The 22089-nt window shown below is 63.5% G+C and carries 21 protein-coding genes and 2 tRNA genes; 10 read left to right on the top strand and 13 right to left on the bottom strand.

The features are described 5' to 3' along the window. The first annotated feature begins 6 nt into the window (after positions 1 to 6). Complete coding sequence (locus E2N92_RS09140; protein WP_220680879.1) at positions 7 to 996, top strand: DUF1616 domain-containing protein; 990 nt, start codon at positions 7 to 9, stop codon at positions 994 to 996. Here E2N92_RS09140 and E2N92_RS09135 read toward each other — a convergent pair. The 6 genes from E2N92_RS09135 to E2N92_RS09110 form a co-directional block, all read right to left on the bottom strand. Further along, on the bottom strand, positions 977 to 1753 hold the full coding sequence (locus tag E2N92_RS09135) for a hypothetical protein (RefSeq protein WP_220680878.1): 777 nt from the start codon (positions 1751 to 1753) through the stop codon (positions 977 to 979). The two genes, E2N92_RS09140 and E2N92_RS09135, sit on opposite strands and share 20 nt — an antisense overlap. Beyond that, complete coding sequence (locus E2N92_RS09130; protein ID WP_220680877.1) at positions 1750 to 2208, bottom strand: hypothetical protein; 459 nt, start codon at positions 2206 to 2208, stop codon at positions 1750 to 1752. Before E2N92_RS09130 ends, E2N92_RS09135 begins: the two co-directional genes overlap by 4 nt. Then, on the bottom strand, positions 2209 to 3501 hold the full coding sequence (locus E2N92_RS09125) for a DUF58 domain-containing protein (RefSeq protein WP_220680876.1): 1293 nt from the start codon (positions 3499 to 3501) through the stop codon (positions 2209 to 2211). A 3-nt stretch (positions 3502 to 3504) separates the two neighbouring features. Beyond that, on the bottom strand, positions 3505 to 4473 hold the full coding sequence (locus E2N92_RS09120; protein ID WP_220680875.1) for an AAA family ATPase: 969 nt from the start codon (positions 4471 to 4473) through the stop codon (positions 3505 to 3507). A 5-nt stretch (positions 4474 to 4478) separates the two neighbouring features. Beyond that, the gene (locus tag E2N92_RS09115; RefSeq protein ID WP_220680874.1) at positions 4479 to 5351 is read right to left on the bottom strand and encodes a DUF4350 domain-containing protein; all 873 of its coding nucleotides are present in this window, start codon (positions 5349 to 5351) and stop codon (positions 4479 to 4481) included. Between the two features lie 133 nt (positions 5352 to 5484). Continuing rightward, positions 5485 to 7596, bottom strand: a complete 2112-nt coding sequence (locus tag E2N92_RS09110; RefSeq protein WP_220680873.1) for a DEAD/DEAH box helicase — start codon at positions 7594 to 7596, stop codon at positions 5485 to 5487. A 62-nt stretch (positions 7597 to 7658) separates the two neighbouring features. On the opposite strand from E2N92_RS09110, the gene E2N92_RS09105 reads away from it, so the two are divergent. Further along, a complete protein-coding gene (locus E2N92_RS09105; protein ID WP_220680872.1) occupies positions 7659 to 8009 on the top strand; it encodes a 4a-hydroxytetrahydrobiopterin dehydratase in 351 nt (116 codons plus the stop codon). Here the strand turns inward: E2N92_RS09105 and E2N92_RS09100 are convergent. Beyond that, positions 7998 to 8399, bottom strand: a complete 402-nt coding sequence (locus E2N92_RS09100; protein WP_220680871.1) for a thioredoxin family protein — start codon at positions 8397 to 8399, stop codon at positions 7998 to 8000. The two genes, E2N92_RS09105 and E2N92_RS09100, sit on opposite strands and share 12 nt — an antisense overlap. Positions 8400 to 8493: 94 nt before the next feature. Between E2N92_RS09100 and E2N92_RS09095 the strand changes: the two genes are divergently transcribed. Together E2N92_RS09095 and E2N92_RS09090 are read left to right on the top strand one after the other, a co-directional pair. Next, positions 8494 to 8568: transfer RNA gene (locus tag E2N92_RS09095), tRNA-Met, on the top strand. Positions 8569 to 8602: 34 nt separating this feature from the next. Continuing rightward, positions 8603 to 8677, top strand: a tRNA-Met gene (locus E2N92_RS09090). A gap of 446 nt (positions 8678 to 9123) precedes the next feature. Here the strand turns inward: E2N92_RS09090 and E2N92_RS09085 are convergent. From E2N92_RS09085 to E2N92_RS09075, 3 genes are read right to left on the bottom strand one after another with little or no spacing between them, the layout of a single operon-like run. Beyond that, a complete protein-coding gene (locus E2N92_RS09085) occupies positions 9124 to 9627 on the bottom strand; it encodes a ZPR1 zinc finger domain-containing protein (protein ID WP_220680870.1) in 504 nt (167 codons plus the stop codon). Continuing rightward, positions 9627 to 9998, bottom strand: a complete 372-nt coding sequence (locus E2N92_RS09080) for a cell division protein SepF (RefSeq protein WP_220680869.1) — start codon at positions 9996 to 9998, stop codon at positions 9627 to 9629. Before E2N92_RS09080 ends, E2N92_RS09085 begins: the two co-directional genes overlap by 1 nt. A gap of 47 nt (positions 9999 to 10045) precedes the next feature. Continuing rightward, on the bottom strand, positions 10046 to 10543 hold the full coding sequence (locus E2N92_RS09075; protein WP_220680868.1) for an RNA-binding protein: 498 nt from the start codon (positions 10541 to 10543) through the stop codon (positions 10046 to 10048). A gap of 108 nt (positions 10544 to 10651) precedes the next feature. On the opposite strand from E2N92_RS09075, the gene E2N92_RS09070 reads away from it, so the two are divergent. Genes E2N92_RS09070 through purF form a run of 3 tightly spaced genes read left to right on the top strand, consistent with a single transcriptional unit; the run spans position 10652 to position 12502 of the window. Beyond that, positions 10652 to 10879, top strand: a complete 228-nt coding sequence (locus E2N92_RS09070; protein ID WP_220680867.1) for an LSM domain-containing protein — start codon at positions 10652 to 10654, stop codon at positions 10877 to 10879. 15 nt (positions 10880 to 10894) lie between these two features. Beyond that, positions 10895 to 11077 (top strand): 50S ribosomal protein L37e, encoded by a 183-nt coding sequence (locus E2N92_RS09065; protein ID WP_220680866.1) that lies wholly within the window; start codon positions 10895 to 10897, stop codon positions 11075 to 11077. Between the two features lie 12 nt (positions 11078 to 11089). Next, entirely contained in the window at positions 11090 to 12502 is a 1413-nt protein-coding gene (gene purF, locus E2N92_RS09060) for an amidophosphoribosyltransferase (protein WP_220680865.1), read from the top strand. 391 nt (positions 12503 to 12893) lie between these two features. Here the strand turns inward: purF and purM are convergent, their stop codons facing one another. Both purM and E2N92_RS09050 read right to left on the bottom strand, forming a co-directional pair. Further along, the gene (gene purM, locus E2N92_RS09055) at positions 12894 to 13892 is read right to left on the bottom strand and encodes a phosphoribosylformylglycinamidine cyclo-ligase (protein WP_220680864.1); all 999 of its coding nucleotides are present in this window, start codon (positions 13890 to 13892) and stop codon (positions 12894 to 12896) included. Beyond that, the gene (locus tag E2N92_RS09050; protein ID WP_220680863.1) at positions 13885 to 15276 is read right to left on the bottom strand and encodes an aspartate kinase; all 1392 of its coding nucleotides are present in this window, start codon (positions 15274 to 15276) and stop codon (positions 13885 to 13887) included. The genes purM and E2N92_RS09050 overlap by 8 nt, the downstream gene beginning before the upstream one ends. 80 nt (positions 15277 to 15356) lie before the next feature. On the opposite strand from E2N92_RS09050, the gene tfrA reads away from it, so the two are divergent. From tfrA to E2N92_RS09035, 3 genes are all read left to right on the top strand, one after another. After that, complete coding sequence (gene tfrA / locus E2N92_RS09045) at positions 15357 to 16979, top strand: fumarate reductase (CoM/CoB) subunit TfrA (RefSeq protein ID WP_220680862.1); 1623 nt, start codon at positions 15357 to 15359, stop codon at positions 16977 to 16979. After that, on the top strand, positions 16976 to 18439 hold the full coding sequence (tfrB, locus tag E2N92_RS09040; protein ID WP_220680861.1) for a fumarate reductase (CoM/CoB) subunit TfrB: 1464 nt from the start codon (positions 16976 to 16978) through the stop codon (positions 18437 to 18439). The genes tfrA and tfrB overlap by 4 nt, the downstream gene beginning before the upstream one ends. A gap of 451 nt (positions 18440 to 18890) precedes the next feature. Further along, on the top strand, positions 18891 to 20882 hold the full coding sequence (locus tag E2N92_RS09035; RefSeq protein ID WP_220680860.1) for a monovalent cation:proton antiporter family protein: 1992 nt from the start codon (positions 18891 to 18893) through the stop codon (positions 20880 to 20882). Here the strand turns inward: E2N92_RS09035 and E2N92_RS09030 are convergent. Next, positions 20863 to 22086: an FAD-dependent oxidoreductase gene (locus E2N92_RS09030; RefSeq protein ID WP_220680859.1), complete on the bottom strand. Its 1224-nt coding sequence runs from the start codon at positions 22084 to 22086 to the stop codon at positions 20863 to 20865. The genes E2N92_RS09035 and E2N92_RS09030 overlap by 20 nt on opposite strands. Positions 22087 to 22089: the final 3 nt, after the last annotated feature.

The raw sequence follows: 22089 nt of genomic DNA, 5'->3' as shown, positions 1-22089 counted from the left end.
GGATCTATGAATGAAGAACAGCCTACAAAACCCGTGATCATCGAGGCGTTCGACCCGAAGGCCACCTCGAAAGATCTCATTTTTGTCGCCCTCTGGGCTCTGGCGACCGTCGCTGCAATCTACGTGCCGCTCACCCACGGTACCTTTGTCCAGGCGATCTTCGGCCTCCCCATGGTCATCTTCATCCCGGGCTATGCCCTTATTGCCGCACTCTTCCCTGAAAAAGACGATATCGACGGCATCGAACGGGTCGCCCTCTCGTTCGGACTTTCGATCGCGGTCGTTCCCCTTATCGGACTCGCCCTCAACTACACCCCATGGGGGATCAGGCTCGAACCCATCCTCGTCTCTCTCATCGCCTTCACCTTCGCGATGCTCATCGCCGCCCACTGGCGGCGGGCGCTTCTCCCGGACGACCGGCGCTTTGTCGTTCCGTTCAACGAGATGGTCACCGAGGCAAAGGCCGAACTCTTCCCTGAAGAACAGTCGCGTCTCGACCGCGCCCTCTCGGTGATCCTGGTCCTCGCGATCCTCGCGGCGGTGACGACGACCATCTATGTCCTCGTCGTCCCGAAAGAAGGCGAACATTTCACCGAGTTCTATATCCTCGGTCCCGGCGGAAAGGCTGCCGATTACCCGACCTCCTTCTTCGCCGGGAGCGAACAGTCCCTTATCATCGGTGTAGGGAACCACGAGTACCGGGAGGTGCCCTATACCGTCGAGGTGCTGCTCACCAACCAGACCTTCGACGAGGCGACCAACACCTCTCGGATCAACGCCATGGAACGACTCGACCGCTTCACCGTGACCGTGCCGCACAACGAGACCGTCGAGCGCCCGTACAATTTCACGGTCACCGAAACCGAGATGAACCGCCTCCAGTTCCTCCTCTTCAACGAAACGGTGCCATCGGACGCGGTCTGGGGCAAGGACCGGATCAACGCGAGTTACCGCGACCTTCACCTCTGGATCACGGTCAGGCCGACGGCCCGATGATGAGGCGGAGATCGTTCCCTTTTTTCGATGGAGAAGCCGCGAGGATCTGGCACGGCACTCCGGTCCCCTCGGCGGCGATGCAGGCGATGAGCGAGCAGAAGGGGCATCCGACCATGGTGCAGCATTTCGGCGAGGCATTCCTGACCGCCCGGCACCCATCGGCAAGGGCAAAGCCCTTCAGGTCGACGACCAGGTTGTCGCCGTCGAACACGGCCTCGACACCTTCCGAGACCTCGAGCACGTCCCTGCAGACCTCGACGATCGCCTCGCAGAGTTGTTCCCGTTCGGCAGGCACCTCAAACGAGCAGGAATCTTTCAGGTAGGAGAGGCAGGGGGCGGCAAGGGGCGTGATCACCGCGGCGTCACCCTCCTCTGTGGTGAGATACGAATAGGTGCTCTCCGGCGGAGACGACGGCATCCGGCCACCGGCAGGGACCAGAGCGCGGGTACGGCCCTCCAGATCGGGCGGGAAGAACCTGGCGTCCCCCTGCACCCCGAGGTCGGCGAGCAGCGTGGCGATCCCGACCGTTCCCTGCACCGGCAGGAGAACGGCAAACTTCGGGTCGGGGGTCCGTCCCCTGGAGAGCGCAAGGAGAAACAGTCCCGAGGCGAACGAGCCGAAACCGGCAAGGATCAGCGTGGCAGTCGTGATATCGCCGCGACCGGTCAGCGCCGCCAGGGCGAGGGCCGCGAGGGCGGCCACGAGGAGGAGCGCCCCGGCAACAATCGTGTCATTCATCAAGAAACGTCTTTTCATTCTTCACTCCTCCGTGCAGACCATACCAGTCTGTACCATGATAGGGAGAGAAATAACCCGGACACCAGCAGGAGTATACCAAGACCGCCGAAAAGAAGGAAGATATGCCTCATCAGCAGGGCCGGGGCCAGGAGAACCACGGCGACCGCGGCGGCAAAGACCAGGAAGGCCACCTTCCCTTCTCTCGAGGAGAAGAACGCAAACCGGTCTTCCACCCACCCGAGGAGGACGAGGACAAGAACCGTCGACCAGATGGGCGAGGTGAAACCCGCAGCAACGGCGACCAGGGCACCTGCCGCAAGGACCAGGAACCAGTGATCCTTTTCTCCCCTTCCGAGTGCGATCAGACCGATCGCGACGACAAGCGCACCGATCCCGGCCGGGGCGGCAGGGCCGAGGAACGCAGCCGCAAGCCCGAGCAGGACAAAGATCCCGAACCAGATCCGTGCTTCCATTCAGATCTCCTCCATCCGTTCCATCCCGCATGCGGCCAGTTCGGCCCTGGCCGCCGCGCTCTCCGGGCCCGAGAGAGTACAGCCCGAAACATCGAAGCCGAGATGCCTCGCCTCCAGGACCACCTGGACAAGGTGGCTGATGTCGCCCCGGCCCGGCGTGCAGAGATAGACCCCGTTCGATCTGGAGCGGCGCAGGGTGCCGGTGACCTGCGTCCAGAAATAAGACAGTCCATCCTCCGACCCAAAAGAAGAGATAAACGTCCCCAGTCTCTCCCTGAACGTCCCCTCCCACCCGGGTGCTTTCCGCACTCCCCTGAGGTGCGTCTGCACCGTCGCCGCATCCAGGTACCGATAGACCGGGACGGTCTGTTCAGTCGGCCTGACCATCGCCAGCGCCCCGAAGAGTTCTTCTTCAGGAACTTCCGGCGGGAGGGAGGCGACCACCTCGCCGCCGGCAATGAGAAGGAGCGGGCAGACCCCATACCTCCTGTACGTCCCCTCGACCGCACCGTTCACCGCCATCGAGTACCTGGTCATCTCATCGTCGGAGAGAGGATGCCCCGGGTCAGGGAGGTCGACGATGACACAGGGCGACCCGCCACTCATGGCCTCCGGTTCCCTGATGTACAGTTTACCGTGCCTGGCCGAGAGTTTCCAGTCCACTAACTCAAAGGGGTCACCGGAGACGTACTCCCGGTACGAACGCGTCTCCTGGCCTTTCAGGAGAACCGCCTGTCCCTCTTCGTGGTGTTCATCGAACCCCGACCCCGCGGCCGCGGAGGTGAGGGAGGTCCCGGTCGGTATGACCGTGATCGACGGTGTCATCAACGCACTGTGTTTCAGGTCGAGGGAACCTGAGAAGAAGGGGTCGCGAGCGGCGAGCCTGATCCCCCCAAAAGCGGTCACCCCGGCCGCCATAAACTTCAGCCGGTGCCTGACCACGATCTTCCCGGACTCCGGGGTGTCATACGCCTGTTCCCCGTCCTGAACCGCGACCGGCGGGACGAGATCCTCCACCCCGACCGCGAGACCGGGACGCGGCTCGTAGGTGACCGTCGTCTCGACACCGGTACCGCCCCCCTGTCTGACAATGGTCCTCTCGACCTTCCTGAAGATGGCCAGGGACCCGACGACCCGCGTGATATTCCGGAGAAAGAGATGAGCCCGGTACACCAGATAGACGAGCAGGGCTCCGGCGACGACGAAACCGGCAGGATCGTCGAAGAGGAGGGCATAGGCGGTGACGGCAAGGGCAAGCACCCCCGTCCCTTCTGCGGCCGGACCCGGCTTCACGGCTCAGGACACCTCGACGAGGTCCAGGATCTCCCTGACGATCGTATCCACCGGGACACGCCCGATGAGCGCCTCCCGATCCAGCACGATCCGATGACGGAAGGCCGGAAGGGCAAGGGCCTTTACGTCGTCCGGGATCACATAGGTGCGTCCTTCCAGAACCGCGTTGGCCTTCGCCCCGCGCAGAAGTGCGAGCGATGCCCGGGAACTCGCTCCCAGACGGACGTCTGGATGGTTCCTGGTGGCCATCACCAGGTCGGTGATGTATCGGCATATCGGTTCCTCGACATGGATCGCCGCAACCGTTCTGACCATCTCTTCGATCTCTTCGGGTCTGATAATCGGAACGAGGGTCTTCACGTAATCGTCCCAGGCCAGCCTCCCGCTCTGGGCGCGCCTGAGGATCTCGATCTCGTCCTCGGCATCGAGATAAGTGAGCGGGACACTGAAGAGAAAACGGTCCCGCTGAGCCTCCACCAGGGCAAAGGTTCCCTCGAACTCGTACGGGTTCTGGGTGGCCATGACGAAGAAGGGTCGGGGCAGGGGATAGGTCTCCCCATCGATCGTCGCCTGCTGTTCGCTCATCGCCTCGAGAAGGGCCGACTGGGTCTTCGGGGTGAGACGGTTGATCTCGTCGATCAGGACGAAGTTCGAGAAGATCGGACCCTTTTTCAGGAGGAACTCCTCTTTATCGCGGGCATAGATCCGCACCCCGATGATGTCGGCCGGCTGGACATCCACCGCACCCTGCACACGCCTGAAAGAGGCGGAGAGGAGATGCGCCATGATCTTCGAGACCGTCGTCTTCGCGGTGCCGGGGACGCCCTCGATGAGGATCGCCCCCTCGGAGAGAGAACTGATCGCGATCAGCCTGATCAGATCCTCGTGCCCGACCACATACCGGTTGACAGTCCCCCTGACCTCCTCAAACTTCTCGGCAATCGGTACCACATCGCGCTCACTCACATCCATCTCGTCTACCTCCTGATCCTCTTTCTGAAAACATATACTGCTCCACACATGAACAGGGCCAGAACACCCATCTGGAAGAGAGGGCGTTCCTTCACCCATAGAATGATACCGGTGAACGGCCCGGCAGCGGCCGTCCTGCTCCATCCCTCGTCAACCAGCACGACCGGGCGAAGAGAGAGAATATTCTCTCGAAATTGTTTGTTTCCCTCCCCCAGACCCGCCATCGAGTTGAGAAAGATCCCGGGATCCCCGATGACGATCAGTTCGCCGCCGCCGATCTTCTCGGTGACTCCCAGGCGGTACCGTCCGACCGTCTCCTCGCCGTCGATCCGGCCGTTCTGGTCCTCGTCGGCCCATGAAAGAAGGGAAGTCTGGAGGAGGGGCATCCCGCCCTCCAGCGCCGCAGGCCGGTTGAGGAGGACGGCCGAGACCCCCTCGACCAGGGTGTGGTTGCCGACCGGATACCCTCTGACTGCAGCAGTGGTGGTGTATTCGCGCTCGACCGAAGAGACGGTGCCGGGCAGAATCGTGATCGTGGCGGGGAGTGCGTCGAGGAGAGCAGCGGCCTCGCCGGTGTCGTCGCAGAGGACGAGGGTGTTGTTGCGTGCCAGGAAGTTGTTGTATGCCTTGATCCTCTCCGGCCCCGGCGGACCCTCAGGGGCGACGATCAGAAGGAGGGTGTCGTCGTAGTGTACAAGGTCGTTCGGGTCGGTGATCGACTCTGCCCCCCGCTCCTCGAGCTGCGAGAAGAAGGCCGAGGTGCCGTTCCACTGGACGTTGTATCTGCTGTAGTCGTCATAGGTGGTCGAGAGGTGGAAGACGGCGGCACTGAGACAGATGAGAAGGACGGCCGCGGCGGCGAGAAAACGGGCCCGCATCAGAGACTCCTCCGTCCCGGCATGCCGGTAGACGGAGGACACCCCGGAGTAACCGACTGGTCTCCGTCATGGACGGCCATCAATAGAATGAACCGGGCAGAGAGAGCGGCCCACATCAACCTGAAGAATACGGTCAGACCATAAATATATCTTCCCTTTTCATGATTGAGACAAAACCTTGAGAGTCATGGCGGTCGGCGGCGGCCATTCTGGCGAAGATTTCTCGGGGGAGGAGGGGACCGAACTTCCACTCCTCAGGATCCGGGAAGGGGAGTGCGGCGGTGACTTCATCCTCTTCAAGGGCCTTTGTTGCATCAAGGGCCGCCGCAACCTCGCCGGCGGGGTCGGGGCCGGTCATACCCTCGATGAGGAGCCAGAGGTCGGCGGGCCTGACCTTCGGACCGTCCGGGAGGACAGTGGAGAGGACGGCAGCGAGGACGCGGTTGAACCGGCCGCCGTGAAACGAGAGGACGACGATCCCCTCGGAGCGCTCCAGGACGAGGAACCTATCCTGCGGGACGGCGGCTCCGATCTCCTGGGCGAACCCCCCGACCGTCGCCTGTTCGGCCCGGCTGAGCGGGAGGACGGAGCGCCCTCTGCCGAGGAGACGCCGCACCGACGCGGCGACGACCGGGCTGAGCGGGGCACCGGTGCCCGACCAGAAGGGCCGACGGTCAGAGGCCGCGGGGCTGCCGCCTGCAGGGACGACGGTGGCGATCTGGTAGTCATGGTCAAGGGCGATGACCCGCCACCGCCGACCGCCGAGGGTGCAGACCGTGCCGGCACCACCGGCCACAAACCTGGCGTCGAGGTCGCCGACCGCCTCCCCTTCGGGGGTGAGGGCGCGGTATGCGGCGGCCGGGGCGAAGACCGAGAGAAGGTCAACCCAGTGCGAACGCGAGAGGGTCCGTTCGGCCTCGGGCCCGAGCATCAGGACGTTCCGGTCGGCGACGAGGTGGCCGGTGTCGAGAAGGTGCTCGAGGATGAGTCTGACCTCGCTCTCCATCCCTTTGAAAGGTGTGAACCGGCAGAGGTGGGCGACGAGAGAGGGTGACGGGGCCCGGCCGCGGGCGAGGAGGGCGAGGAAGAGTTGCTGGACCAGGACCGGGTACGGCGCCCGCGGCGGGACGAGAGGTTCGACCTCATGGTTGGCGGCGGCCTCGACGGTTGCGACGGCGATGAGGAGGTCGAGGCCGTCGCCGAGGACAAAGGCCATCCTGGCAGGCGTCCCTCGCCGGCCGGTCCGGCCGAGGCGCTGGAGGAAGGAGGAGACCGAGGGGGGCGGGCCGACCTGGACGACGAGGTCGAGGCCACCGATGTCGATCCCGAGTTCGAGGGTGGAGGTGCAGATGACACAGGGGCTACCCACCCCGCCGAGGGACTCTTCGGCCGCCCGGCGCATCGCCGGAGAGAGGGAAGAATGGTGGACCGAGAGGCGCTCCACCTTATCGGCCAGATCTCCGGCAAGGCCTTCGGCCTGGCTCCTGCTGCCGACAAAGACGAGGGCCCGCTGCCCGGCGACGAGGCGAGCGACGGCACGGGCACGTTCTTCGCGGTCACGGGCGACCGTGAACGAGAACTGCTTCTTCCCCGGCGGTGCGGGAACGGCGACGATCCGGCGCCGGCGGCCCGGCCCGGAGAACCAGTCGAGGATCTCGTCGGGGTTGCCGACCGTCGCCGAAAGGCCGATCCGCTGCAACGGTCGCCCGGCCACCTCGTCGAGGCGGTCGAGGAGACACCTGACCTGTACGCCCCGCAGATCGCCGGCGAAAGCATGGAGTTCGTCGACGATGACAAACCTGAGATTCTTCAGGGCGGTCCTGAGCCCTTTGTCCAGAAGGATCACCTCCAGGGACTCGGGGGTGGTGAGAAGGAGATGGGGCGGGTCGCCCCCCGCCCAGGAGCGTTCCCCGCGGCCGACGTCGCCGTGCCACCTGGTGACCGAGAGTCCGGCCGGGGTGCAGAACTCCTCCACCCTGGCCGCCTGGTCGTTGATGAGGGCCTTGAGCGGGAAGAGGCAGAGGCAGACGACGCCGGGGTACCCGCCTTTGAGCGCGGCGTCGACGACCGGAATGAGGGCGGCCTCGGTCTTGCCACCTGCGGTGCCGGCGACGACCAGAAGGTCGGCCCCCTCGGCGGCGGCGCGGCACGCCTCCTCCTGAACCGGGCGGAGATCGGTCCAGCCGAGGCGATGGGCGAGCACGTTCTTGAGCGTAGGGTGAAGGGCGGCGTAGACTGACGACACACTGAATTGGTGCGGTCTCCCACCATAACAACCTTTATATCTCAGGACGAGCAGGCAGGAGCATGCCTCTCAGCGCAGAGACAGCCGTGCCGGTGGAACCCGGGTCGGCACCGCTCACCAGGCGGGAGATGCTTGCACTCCTTCCCGAGGTGCCGGGGTGGACACTGGAGAACGGGAGACTATGGAGGAGGTTCTCCTTCCGGACCGTCGGAGAGGCTGCCGCGTTCATCAACCTGGTCATCGAGATCGGATCGAAGAGCGGCGCGAACCACTTCCCTGACATCGTCCTCTCGCAGTACCGCCACGTCGACGTCCTGTGGTACAATTACGCCTGCGGCGGACTGACGCGGACCGACTTTATCCTGGCCGCAAAACTCAGCGGACTGACTGCAAAAAAAGGGTTATTCAGATAGCCCGAACATTTTTGTGACATTGGCGCGGAGGACGTCGGCGGGCAGCGCACCGGTGAGTCGTCCAACCGCCCGACCGTGTGAGAAGAAGACGATAGTCGGGACCACCTGGACGCCGAAGGAGGAGGCGACCCCATGCGACTCGTCGATGTCGCAGGTGGCGAAGGTGACGGTACCGGCGAATTCGGCGGCAAGGGCCTCGAAGATCGGGGCGAGACGCTGACAGGGACCGCACCATTCGGCCGAGAAGTCGACAACCAGAAGAGGATGTTCCCGGACCGTGTCGGCGAGGGAGAGGTCGTCGACCCTGATCACCCCCTGCCTGAGGGCGGCGATGCGTGCCGCCAGTGCTTCCTGCTTGCGTTGTCTGATCATCTCAAGATCTTCGTCCATGATCCGGAATGAGACGTCCAGAATAATCTATCTGTCTCCAGGCATGCAAGAAAATTATATATAGAAACGGAACAGAGATTATACCCCACAGCATAGCGAGGTGGGGTAGTCAGGAGATCCCGACGGGCTCATAACCCGTAGATCGATGGTTCAAATCCATCCCTCGCTACTTTTCTCATTATGAAATGCTGCTTTTCCCGGATAGCGAGGTGGGGTAGTCAGGAGATCCCGACGGGCCCATAACCCGTAGACCGATGGTTCAAATCCATCCTTCGCTACTTTTCGATTCATCCGCTTTGTAGAGAACTTCACAGTTCTGCCAGAGTGACACCGCCGATCACCCGCGTACTTCATACAATCCTTCCAGTCGCATATCAGGGCAGAGAGGAGTCCGAGAGCAGTGCCACCGGCGCAAGGGTGTGGGAAGGCATGATGATCAGGCGTGCCGCCCTCATCGTAGAATCGTTCCTAGAATCGTGCACCGAGGGGTTGCACCCCCCGGACACCCCACGACGAGGATAACCGAGGGCCGGCAGGGTGCTCGACTTCGATCCGTTCCTCGTTCGTAAGGAGGAGGAACAAGAATCGATCCAGTTCTGGTATGATATTTTCATCCCGTATGCTTGAGGCGCGATATCGTCTCATACCCAATTCTACAGAGCCTTAACCTCTTCATTTGGTCCGGAAAAAGACTCCATCCGGCCCGGGCAAAAAAGATGAACGGTTATTCACAACCGTCTTCGGGGTTGCGGATCAGCGCCGAGTTCCCGGTCGGGTCCTCGATGATCAGCGTGACCCGATCCTCGCCGCGCTTCACCGCCGCGATCCGGTCCCTGATCGCCAGGCACCGTTCCCGCTCCTCGGCCCCCGCCGTCCTGAGAGCGATCTCCAGGACGGCATCGATCCGGTCGAGCACCCCTTCGACATTGCTGATGAAGGCCTCAGCGGCCGGGCCGGGCTTGATCTCGATTCCCAGTTCGGGCACCTCGATCGTCCCGGCCGAGCCTCGCACCACCCGCACCGAGAGATCCTCTTCGCCCGAGACCGTCAACTCGTCCCTCCCCGGCACGCCTTCCCGCATGATGAAGGCGTCGCTCATCCGCCAGCCACACGGACAGTTTGCACTCTCGATGAGGATTTCAGAAAAGTACGGGATCTCCTCGGTCTGATAGATATATTCGATCTCCTCTCTGCAGACCGGGCAGGGGGCACGAAGCACGGTGCGCACTACAGTCCTCCGATCTTCTCCCTGGAGATCCGTACCGACATGGGAGTGATGATCACGTACTGCTGCTCGCCGAGGCCGATGATATCGCCGTTGACATCATTCGCCACCTCGCGGAGGTCCTTGAGCACCCGCTCGTACATGATCTTGTCCAGCTTCAGGCGGGTGATGTCCACGACGACCAGGTTGCCGTTGTAGACTTCGTCTTTCACGCGGGGGGTGTCCTTGATATCGGTGATCTGGGCGACCTTCACGTACATCGACGCCGGCTCGTCGTGCGTCGCACCCTCAAAGGTGCTGAGGTCGAGGTCCATATAGTCGTCCTGCCTCGGAGGCGCGCTCCTGCCCATAATGGATTCGAGGAATTTTCCCATGAAAACAACTCTAGAATGGAATTTATTTAATGGTATCCAAATCGCGTTCAGAGTTCAAGGTTCCAGATGCTGTCCCCTACCCGGTGGACCGTCCTGACGACCTTCCCTTTCTCCTGGGCCAGCAGGTCGGCCCCGTCATAGAGGGCGATCCCGACGGCCAGTGGTTTGCCGTATCGTTCCTCGGCGATGATGCAGGGTGCATCTTTCCTGACGTCGGGCGTAGCGTTGACCACCCCCGGCCGCATGATATCGGCGCCGTTCATCACGAAGGGTACGGCGCCCATGTCGACCGTCACCCTCCTCGCCTCGAAGGGCCGCTCGACCGCACCCCGCACTGTGGGGAAGATCCGACCCTCGAACTCCATCAGCAGCGGCTTCTTCTCCACCAGATAGATCGTGAACACCGAGTCGGTCTCGACGACTTCGATCGTCTTTGCGTCGAAGAGTGCTGCATCGACCCCGATCTCCGCTTCAAGCGCCTTCTTGAGCTGCGTCGCCACAGATTTCTTGATGCTGTGTCTTTTTTTAACCTGAATATCCCCCATAGCCAACCACAATACCCTGTATCTCTCATTAAATGGTTCGCCGCGGTATATTTAAGTAGATTCCCCTCGCATGTATGGTACTCTTAAACGGGTCAAAGGGTAATTACCATGACAAAAAGACCACTGGAGATTCTGGATCAGGTACTCAACGGCCAGCCGGTCATTATCGCTCTTAAAGGCGGGCGTGAGATCCGCGGGATCCTGCAGGGGTACGATGTCCACCTGAACCTCGTCCTTGACCGGGCCGAGGAAGAAGTCGAAGGCTCGGTGGAGAAACACGGCACAGTGATCGTCCGTGGAGACAATGTGATCTATATATCTCCTTCAGTTGAATAAGTACGGTGAGCGTTCATGTCAAAAGGTACACCATCGATGGGTAAGCGGCAGAAGAACAGCCACATCACCTGCCGCAGGTGTGGAAAGAAATCCTTCCATGCCAAGCACAAGGTATGCTCGGCCTGTGGCTTTGGCCGGAGCAAGAAGATGAGCAGCTACAAGTGGACGACCAAACGCCCCAAAGTACCAACTCATTAAGGTAGTCTGAATATGTGTGGGATCGTTGGCATCGTGGATGCTGGCGGTGTCTCTTTCCCGTTGTATTATGCCCTGTACGCTCTCCAGCACCGCGGGCAGGAGAGTGCGGGCATGTCCACTTTTGACCACCGGCCCTATGTCCACAAGGGCAAGGGACTGGTGGCCGAGGTCTTTGATGAATCGATTCTTCAGGAGCTCAAGGGGACCGTCGGGATCGGGCATGTCAGGTATCCGACAACCGGTGCGAATCTGCCGGAAAATATCCAGCCATTCAATTTTGTCTTCCGTGACCAGACCATCTCTCTGGCGCACAACGGGAACCTGGTGAACACCGATGCGCTGCGGGCGCAGTACGAGCGTGACGGGCAGATCTTCTGTACAAGCACCGATTCCGAGGTGATCGCAACGATCATCGCCCACGAGATCCGCACCTCCGGTTCGGTAGAGGACGCTGTGGCAACGGCGATGCGACTCCTGCGGGGGTCGTACTCGATCGTGCTGATGCTCGACGAGACGCTGTACGCTTTCCGCGATCCCCTGGGGATCAAGCCCCTCTGTCTGGGCAAGACAAAGGATGGCCACATCGTGGCGTCGGAGAGTGTGGCGATCGACGCCCTCAACGGAACGTTCCTGCGGGACGTGCGGCCCGGCGAACTCGTCACGATCACGGAGACGGGGGTCAGGTCGACGCAGATCGCGGTCTCCGACCGGAGGGCCCACTGCATGTTCGAGTACGTCTATTTCGCCAGGGCCGACTCGGTCATCGACGGGACGCTGGTCTACGACGTGCGCCGCAAAATTGGCGAGGATCTTGCCAGGGGTGGGCCGGCGGATGCCGATATTGTGGCACCGGTCCCAGACTCGGGGACGGCGTATGCGATCGGGTATTCCACAGAATCAGGGACGCCGTACCTGGAGGGTCTGATGAAGAACCGGTATATGGGCCGGACCTTCATCATGCCCAACCAGCAGATGCGGGAGAATGCCGTGCGGATCAAGCTCAACCCGATCCGAAAGCACGTGGAAGGCAAGTCGGTGGTGCTCATCGACGACTCGGTGGTGCGGGGGACGACCTCGCGGCGGCTCATCGATATCGTCAGGGACGCCGGGGCGAAGGAGGTTCATCTGAGGGTGGGTTCGCCCCCGATCGTCGCCCCCTGTTATCTGGGCGTGGACTTCCCGACGAGGACCGAACTGATCGCGCACAAACGGTCGACCGAGGAGGTGCGCAAGCAGATCCACGCTGATTCGCTCTATCATGTGCCGCTCTGCAAGATGGTGGACGCGATCGGGATCGATATCGGCGACCTCTGCACGGCGTGCCTGACCGGCGAGTACCCGGTTGCGGTGGCGGGCGAGGAGTGCGCCTGCCGAAAGGTCGAGTTCGTGAACGGGAGTGTCCAGAGTCATCTGGAGACCGAGTAATTTTTTTTCTTCTTTTTTGCTCAGGAGAACGAGGGGAATCTCCTGACACGAAAGAGCGGTGAAGATTCTGCACTGGGGGCGTGCCCTTCTGATCACCTCACCTTTCCCGCCGTCGCGACCCCGAAGGTAGACCCCGGAAAAGGAGAGGAGCGATCCCTTCTCAGAGGAGCACACCAAACCGTGCCGTCCCCCGCTCTATCCTCTCGCGAGGCGGTAGAACAGATCCAGGGATAGGGGGCGGGACGCCTGATCATCCGCTTTCCTCTACCACACACGCCGGAGGCTCTGCCCCCGGAACCCCCGGGATGACGATAGGGCCGGGAAGGCACAATCAACGTACATGAAGATGGAGTTGCCGCCCTTCCCGCACCAAAAAAAGTATGAAAATATTTTACCGGATCTGCTCGCCCCGGAGGTACGCACCCGCCTCGGGCACCACCACTCCGGCCACCTCGGCGTCGGGCACCACCTGCTTGAGGGCCGGCAGACTCTCCTCAGGGATGACGAAGGCGTAGCCCATACCCATGTTGAAGGTCCGGTACATCTCGGCCTCGGCGATCCCGCCCTGCTCCCCGACCCATGCGAGGATCTCGGGGACCGGCAGGGGATCGGTGATATCGAACCCAAAGTTTGAGAGACGGGTGAAGTTCAAGAGACCCCCGCCGGTGATATGGCACATCCCATGGACCTCGCAGGCCGCCGCGGCGTCCAGCGCCTCCCGGTAGATCCTGGTCGGCGTGAGGAGGGCCTCGCCCACCGTCCGGCCGGACGGGAGGAAAAGGTCGAAGCCGCCGTGTTCCAGGGCGACCTTTCGGGCCAGGGTGTAGCCGTTCGAGTGGACACCCGTCGAGGGCACGCCCACGATCAGGTCGCCGGGTGTCACCTGCTCGCCGGTGACGATCCGGTCCTTCTGCTGGACTCCGAGACACGTCCCGGCCAGGTCGAGACCGGTGACCAGGCCCTTCAGCGTCGCCGTCTCCCCGCCGACGATGTTCATGTTGGCCAGGCGGGCACCTTCGTTGAGCCCCTGCCCGATCTGGCGCATCTTGTCCAGCGAAATCTCGCTGCACGCGATATAGTCCACGAACGCCACCGGCTCGATATTCATCACAAAGAGGTCGTTGACATTCATCGCGATGCAGTCGATGCCCACCGTCGACCAGTCCTCCAGGGCGTCGGCCACCAGCATCTTCGTCCCGACGCCGTCGACCGCCAGGGCCAGGGCCATATCGCCGAACTCCACCAGCCCGGCGAAATGCCCGCTCTTCCCGATCGTCTGGAACGCCCCCGACCGCCGGAAGGTCAACTGCTCGATCAGCGTCTTTACCCCTGCCGCCTCGAGGTCGATGTCCACTCCGGCCGCCGCATATCCTTCTGTAGTATTACTCATCGTCACATTCCTCTGAAAGCCTGAACTCGTCGTGCAGCACCTGCAGCGCCCGATGGTGCTCCTGCTGTTTCACCACAAAGGAAACATTCACCTCGGACGACCCCTGCGAGATCATCATCACGTTGATCCCTTCGTTCCCGAGCGCCGTGAAGATGCGGCCCGAGATCCCGGGCGTGCCGGCCATCCCGGCACCCACGACCGCCACGGCCACGACATTCCGGTCTGCCGTGACCTCCCGCACCAGCCCGGCCTTCACCGGGCCGGAAAGGACGTCCTGTGCCACGGCCAGGTCGGCCTCCTCGATGATCATCGAGATGTTCGCCTGCGACGACGCCTGCGAGATCATCATCACGTTCACCCCAGCGTCCCCGAGGAGCGAGAAGATCTCCTTCGCCGTCCCGGGCCGCCCGACCATCTGCACCCCGTTGACATTGACCAGGGCCACCCGGTCGATGTGCGTGACCGCCTTCACCACCCGCTTCTCGCGGTTCTCCTGCCGGCGCACCACCGTGCCTGGATGGTCGGGGTTGAAGGTGTTCTTCACCCGCACGATGATGTCCTTCTCCATCGCCGGCTCGATGGACTTCGGGTGAAGCACCTTCGCCCCGAAATACGAGAGTTCCATCGCTTCCCGGTAACTGATGTAGGGCAGCACGCGCACGTTCTCGATCGCCCGCGGGTCCGAGGTCAGCACGCCGTCGACGTCGGTCCAGATCCAGACCTCGTCGGCATCGATCCCGCGGCCGATCACCGCTCCCGAGTAGTCCGAACCACTCCGGCCCAAGGTGGTGACGATCCCCTCGGGCGTGCAGCCCATATATCCCGTGATCACCGGGACTGTGTCCATCAGGAGGGGGAGAACACGGCTGTTGATCCTCGCGTCGCTGGACGGGAGGACCAGGGCGTCGCCGTGCCGGTCGGTGGTGAGAAGCCCGGCCTCGCACCCGTCGAGGGCGACCGACGGCATACCCCGTTCACGCAGGGCCGCGCTCACGATCACCGACGAGAGACGCTCGCCGTAACTGACAATATAGTCCTTGGAACGGCGGGTCAACTCGTGGAGGACGTGGACCGCCGTGAGAATATGCTCGAGTTTCCAGAGCCGTTCGTCGATGACGGCGCCGACCTCTTCAACCTGGGAGGGTGCGACGGCCTCAAGGGCCTTCATATGCTTTGCCCGCAGTGCCTGGATAAATGCGGCAATCTGGGGTTCTTCTACGCTGGATTCGGCCTCTGCAGCGATGGCGTGGAGCCGGTCGGTCACGCCGGACATGGCCGAGACGACGACGGCGAGTTCGTGCCCCTCGGCATGGTACCGGGCAAGGATATCGACCACACGGGCGATTGACTCGGCATCACCGACAGATGTGCCTCCGAATTTCATTACAAGCCTCATTTCTGGCTCACTCTCTCTGATCCCACACGATGTTATTTATGTACTGACACCGCCCACGTAATAAGTGAATGCGCGCGCTGGACGTGATCGACTGCCATGTCCTCGTAATCGGGAGTGGCGGCGCCGGAGTGAGGGCGGCGATCGAGGCCGACCGATACGGTGAGACGGTCCTCCTTTCCAAGAGCCTCACCGGGAAGGGCGGCTGTACAACGATGGCCGAGGGCGGCTACAACGCCGTCCTCAAAGACGACGATACCTGCGACCTCCATGTAGGCGACACGCTCCGCGGAGGAGCGTACCTCAACGACCCGGCCCTGGTCGAGGCGCTGGTCCACGACGCCCCCGCGCGCCTCGCCGACCTGGTGAGATGGGGTGCGGTCTTTGACGCCTCGGCCGACCACGAGGTGGCCCAGCGCTCCTTCGGCGGCCAGTCCTTCCCGCGGACCTGCTACGCGGGCGACCGGACCGGCCACGAGATCATGGCCACCCTGATGGAGCGGCTGCGCGGGAGCGGTGTCGAGCGACTGGAGGAGACGGCCGCGATTGAACTGCTCATAGACGGGGACCGGGTCTGCGGCGCCCTGGCCCTGGACAAAAAAGGCGAGATGATCGCGGTCCGCGCCGACGCCGTCGTCCTCGCGGCCGGCGGGGGGTCGAGGGTCTACGATGTCTCCACCAACTCGGGCACCGGCACCGGCGACGGCTTCGCCCTCGGGTACCGCGCCGGCGCCGACCTGATCGATATGGAGATGGTCCAGTTCCATCCGACCGGTGCGGTCTATCCGTACGACGCCAGGGGACGGCTGGTCACCGAAGCGGTGCGGGGAGAGGGCGGTCATCTGGTCAATGCAGACGGCGAACGGTTCATGCACCGCTACGACCCTGAACGGATGGAACTCTCCACCCGCGACGTGGTGGCGCGTGCGATCGCCACCGAGGTGCTGGAGGGACGAGGGACCTCCCACGACGGCGTCTGGCTGGACGTCACCCATCTGCCGGCCAGCCAGATCGAGGAGCGGCTTCCGCTGATGCTCTCCCAGTTCCTCAGGTACGGTGTGGACATCAGGACCGAGGCGATGGAGGTCGCCCCCACCGCCCACCATGTGATGGGCGGGCTGCGGATCACCCCTCACTGCCAGACGAGCGTGGCCGGGCTCTTCGCCTGCGGCGAGACCGCCGGCGGGGTCCACGGCGCCAACCGCCTCGGCGGCAACGCCCTGGCCGAGACCCAGGTCTTCGGGAAGCGGGCCGGCGAAGCGGCCGGAAAGGCACCCGAGCGGACGAAAGCCCTCGACCGGGTCCAGGTGGCAGCGCAGGAAGAACGGCTCGCCGCCTTCTCCGAGGGCGAGTCCTCGCCGACCTGGGTGCGGGAACACCTCCAGCGTGCGATGTGGGACGGCGCCGGGATCCGGCGGGACGCAACCGCACTGCAGACGACAGAGCGGGTCGTCGAAGGTCTGCTCACCGCCCCGATCCGGGCGGTGTCTGAACGCAACCTCATCGAATGCTGCGGCGTCCAGAACCTCTGCACCACAGCCCTGCTCATCGTCCGTTCGGCCCTCCTGCGGCCCGAAAGCCGCGGGGCCCATTACCGGACCGATGTCTCCCAGGACTGGGATCCGGCCCACTCACCGTATGGCCACACCAGGATCAGTCTGCAGGGAGCGTCCATCGAGGAGAGAGAGCCATGAAAGAGATCACGTTTCAGGTCTCGCGCTTTGACCCGGAGACCGACAGTCAGCCGCGCCTTGAAGAGTATACCGTCGAGGTCCACGACGGGGCGCGGGTTCTCCACGCCCTCCATGCCGTTCATGCCATGGACCCGACGCTCGCCTACCGCTGGTGCTGCGGCGCCGGGCAGTGCGGGAGCTGTGCGGTAAAGGTGGACGGCGCGCCCGGCCTGGCGTGCCTGACCGAGGCCCGCGACGGGATGGTCGTCGAGCCCCTCGACCTCCCGGTGACCCGGGATCTGGAAGTGGACCTGGCGCCGTACCTGGGCCGGTTCACCTCCATCACCCCGGCCGAGTGTGAGACGTTCCCGACACAGGCCGAGATCGAGGCGATCAAACCGCTGCGCGAGTGCATCGAGTGCATGTCCTGCGTCTCGGTCTGTCCAGCGCTGAAGGTCTCTGAGTTCGCGGGGCCGACGGCGATGCGTCAGGAACTCCGCCTGGCCCTCGACCCGCGCGACACCGGCGAGCGGGCGGGCGAAGCGGTGGAGAGGGGGCTTTTCGCCTGCACCTCCTGCCAGCAGTGCCGGATCGTCTGCCCCAAGGAGATCCAGATCCCGGGCAAGGCGATCGAGAAACTCCGCGAGGTGGCGGCGAGGCAGGGCCTTGCCCTCCCGCGCCATACGACGGTGGCCGAGATGGTCAGGCAGACCGGCCGGAGTGTGGACCGGACGAAACCGACGCTCCTCGAGCAGGTGCCGGCAGTGATCGAACCCGAGGGCGAGGTGAAGGGGACGGTCGGGTTCTTCGTGGGCTGCATGTACAACGGCCGCCTCCCTGAGACGGCACTTGACATGCTTGCCGTGATGCGGCGAAACGGCATCAGGGTGATCATCCCGCACGAGCAGGTCTGTTGTGGTTCGCCCCTGATCAGGACCGGCCAGACGGAGTTCATCGACTATCTCAAGCGCCGCAACATCGAGGCATTCAGGACCCGCGATATCGATCTTGTGATGACGATGTGCGCCGGGTGCGGGTCGACACTCAAGAACGACTACAAAACGCCGTTCAAGGTGATGGACGCCACGGAGGTGCTCGCAAAATACGGGTGCGAGGCGCCGGCAAAGCTCCCGCTCACCGTCACCTATCACGACCCCTGCCACCTCCTCCGTGGCCAGGGGATCAGCGAGGAGCCGCGTGCTCTCCTCAGAACGGTGGTCGAGCGGTTCGTCGAGACCCCGAACCAGTGCTGCGGTTCAGGCGGCGGGGTGCGTTCTGGCAGGCCCGAAGTGGCGGCGGCCCTCGGGGACCGGCGCGGCGAGGCCTTCGAGGCGAGTGGGGCCGGGATGGTCGTCTCGTGCTGCCCGTTCTGCGAGTATCATATCTCCGAACACACGACGCTCCCGGTCAAGGACCTCATGACCCTGCTGCGCGAGGGGTATGAGGAGAAGGACCGGCAGCGTGCCGGGAAGAGGGACTGAACCGTCACCTTTTATCTTTTTTTGCTCCGTGGGGCAGGCATGATGCGAAAGCACGCCTCGGGCATACCGCATGAAAAATTGCTATGGATGGGGCTGTGCAGAATTGAGCATGAACCCGGGGCTCAGGCATACGCGATGAAAATTTCTCGTCGATTGATCTCCCATATTCAGACAGGAGAACTGGTTGATACCTCGCTCCATCGCCGCCCCGTCCCTATCTTCGTCGTGGGGGGTCCGGGGGGCAAAGCCCCCTGGTGCACGATTCCAGGAAAGATTCCACGATGAGGGCGGCACGCCTTCCCACACGCTTACGCCGGGGGTTACCCTCTACGATGAGGATAGGTAGAGGCGACGATGGAGCGGCGTTCCTCACTCACGCCCTGTCGAAAGGAGAGGGAACCCTGCAAACGTACTTCAGATCCGATCGAGATAGATGATCAGGAGTCCCTGCATGGAAGATCTGATCCTCAACGACATCATTGTCATCTTCGCTCTCTCCATCGCCATTCTCTTTCTCTGCTCGCGGCTGAAGATCCCGGGCATCGTCGGTTTTCTCATCACCGGGATGGTCGCCGGGCCACACGCCCTCGGGCTCATCGACGATCCCCAGAGCGTCCAGAGTCTCGCCGAACTCGGGGTGGTCCTCCTCCTCTTCACCATCGGGATGGAGTTCTCGTTCCAGCACCTGCTGCGGATCCGCCGGGCCGTGCTCGTCGGCGGCAGCCTTCAGGTGGTCCTCACCGTCCTCGCAGTTGCGGCGGCCGGCCTTTTCTTCGGGCTCGCACCGGGCCATGCGATCTTCTTCGGGTTTCTTCTCTCACTCTCCAGCACCGCCATCGTCCTCTCGCTTCTCCAGGAACGCTCAGAAGTGGAGAGCCCACACGGCCGCACCGCCCTCGGGATCCTCATCTTCCAGGACCTGGTCATCATCCCGATGATGCTCCTCGTCCCCTTCCTCGCCGGGGAGGGCGGCGAACCCGGCACCGGGGCGGTCCTGGCCTTCCTCCTCACCTCGGCCGGGCTCATCGCCTACGTGGTCGTCTCGGCAAAGTGGCTTGTTCCAAAACTCCTCTTCCATGCCGCCAGGCTGCGGAGCCGCGAGATCTTTCTCCTCTCCATCATCGTCGTCTGTCTCTTCACCGCCTGGCTCACCCAGAGCGCCGGGCTCTCCCTCTCCCTCGGCGCATTCCTCGCCGGGCTGATCATCTCGGAGTCCGAATACGCCCATGAAGCCCTCGGCACGGTCCTCCCCTTCAAGGATGTCTTCACCAGTTTCTTCTTCGTCTCGGTCGGGATGCTCCTGGACCTCGGGTTCGTCGTCGCTCATCCCGGGACCGTGCTGGCCCTCGCTCTCGCCGTCATCCTGGGCAAGAGCGTCGTCGCCGCTGCCGTCACCTCCCTCATCGGCTCGTCGCTCCAGACCTCAGTCCTCACTGGCACGGCACTCAGCCAGATCGGAGAGTTCTCGTTCATCCTCTCAGTCGTAGGCATGGAATACGGGCTCATCAGCGCCGGGGCCGAGCAGGTCTTCCTGGCCGTGGCGGTGGTCACGATGATCGCCACGCCCTTCACCGTCGGGCTCTCGCCGACTCTCGCCGACCGCTCCTGCCGCCTCCCCCTCCCTGAGCGGGTCAGGACAGGGAGCATCAGGGAGGCACCCCCCGAAGAACCGGCACGGCGAGATCATATCGTCATCGTCGGGTTCGGGCTCAGCGGCAGGCATGTGGCCAGGGCCGCTCAGGCCGCCGGGATCCCGTACGTTGTCATCGAGATGAACCCGGAGACCGTGCGCGAGGAACGGGAACGAGGTGAAGCGATCTATTACGGCGACGCGGCCAGGACTGCGGTTCTCGAGCATGCCGGCGTCGGCCGGGCCAAGGCGCTCGTCGTCGTCATCTCCGATCCATCGGCGACCGGACGGGTGGTGGCGACGGCGAGACGGGCAAACCCCCACCTCCGGATCATCGCCAGGACCCGGTACGTGAGCGAGATGGAGGAACTCATCAGACTCGGGGCCGACGAGGTGATCCCGGCCGAGTTCGAGACCTCGGTCGAGATCTTCACCAGGATCCTCACCACATACCTGGTGCCGAGAGAGGAGATTGAACGGTTCACGGCCGAGGTGCGGGCCGGGGGCTACGGCTTCCTCAGGGCCACGGCCAGGCAAGCGCCGTGCCTCCACGACATCGGGTTCTTCCAGCCCGGAGCAGAGATCGAGAGCCTCAGGGTCGGGGAAGGAGCACCGGCCGAGGGGCGGAGTCTGGCCGACCTCGACCTGCGCCGGCGCTACGGAGTGACGGTTCTGGCTGTCCGCCGGGGGACCATCGTCCTCTCCGCCCCGAGCGGGGAGACGGTGCTTGAGGCCGGAGACGTCTGCGTGGTCATCGGCCCCGAGGAGAAGGTCGCCGGCGTCGACCCGCTTTTCAGGGGTGAGGCGGGATGAGCGGGGGGGTGCGGGCCGGCGCGGCGGCGGCTTTTGCCGCGGCCTGTGCTCCGCCAGCCATCAGGTAGGCGTGGGCCTCGAGGGCGGCCTTCGCACCTTCGCCTGAGGCGATGATGATCTGTTTGCCCCGCACCGAGGTGACGTCGCCGGCGGCAAAGATGCCGGGGCGGTTGGTCCGGCAGTTCTCGTCCACCAGGATCTCGGCCTGGTCGTTGAGGCTGATCAGATCCCTGACGGCGGCGGTGTTGGGTTCGTGGCCGATCTCGGCAAAGACGCCGTCAACCGTGAGTCTTCGCTCTTTCCCGCTTTTCGCTTCCCGGATCCGCACGCCGGCGAGCACCTCCTCGCCGAGGAGACCGGTCACGGTGTAGGGCATGTGCACCGTGACATTCTCGTATTCTCCGAGACGGTCGGCATAGAGAGGGTCGGCCCTGACCTGGGAGCGGACGATGAGGTGAACGTGGCGGGCGATTCCGGCCATCTCCAGGGCGGTGGTGACGGCGGAGTTCCCGCCGCCGACGACGGCGACGTCCCTGTCCTTGAAGAGGGGGCCGTCGCAGGTGGAGCAGACCGAGACGCCGCGGCCCCAGAACTTCTCTTCGCCTTCGACGCCGAGGCGGCGGGGACGACGGCCGGTGGCGACGATGACGCTCCTGGCCTTGAAGGTCTGGCCCGCATAGGTAGAGACGGCAAAGAGCCCTTCGGGTGCTCTGCTCACCCCGATGACGCGGTCGAGTTCGAGACGGACGTTGGCGCCCCTGGCCTGTTCCTCGAACCTGTTCATCAGGTCTTCGCCGGTGACCATCCGATAGCCCATATAGTTCTCGACGGCCCAGCTCTCCATGGCCTGTCCCCCGATGTTCTCGGAGATGACAAGGGTGGAAAGGGATTTTCGGGCGGTGTAGACGGCGGCCGTCAGCCCGGCGGGCCCGGCGCCGAGGATGACGACGTCGAAGGTGTCGCCGCCGGTTTCCGCCCCGAAAACTTCAGTGAGCCGCGGGGCGTCGAAGCCGACGATCACTTCTTCGCCGACGATGGTGACCGGCACGCCCAGCTGGCCGGAGATGCGGTAGAGGTCGGCGGCCGCATTCTCCTCGGCGCCGGCGTCGATGTCCCGGTACTCGATCCCGTGCTTTTCCAGGAAGGCCTTGACCATCCGGCAGTAGGGACATTGTCTGGTGGAGTAGACGGTGACTTCAGGCATGGG

The organism is Methanofollis formosanus (genome assembly GCF_019633745.1).
GTDB lineage: Archaea > Halobacteriota > Methanomicrobia > Methanomicrobiales > Methanofollaceae > Methanofollis > Methanofollis formosanus.
This window is presented reverse-complemented; position numbering and strand designations above follow the sequence as displayed.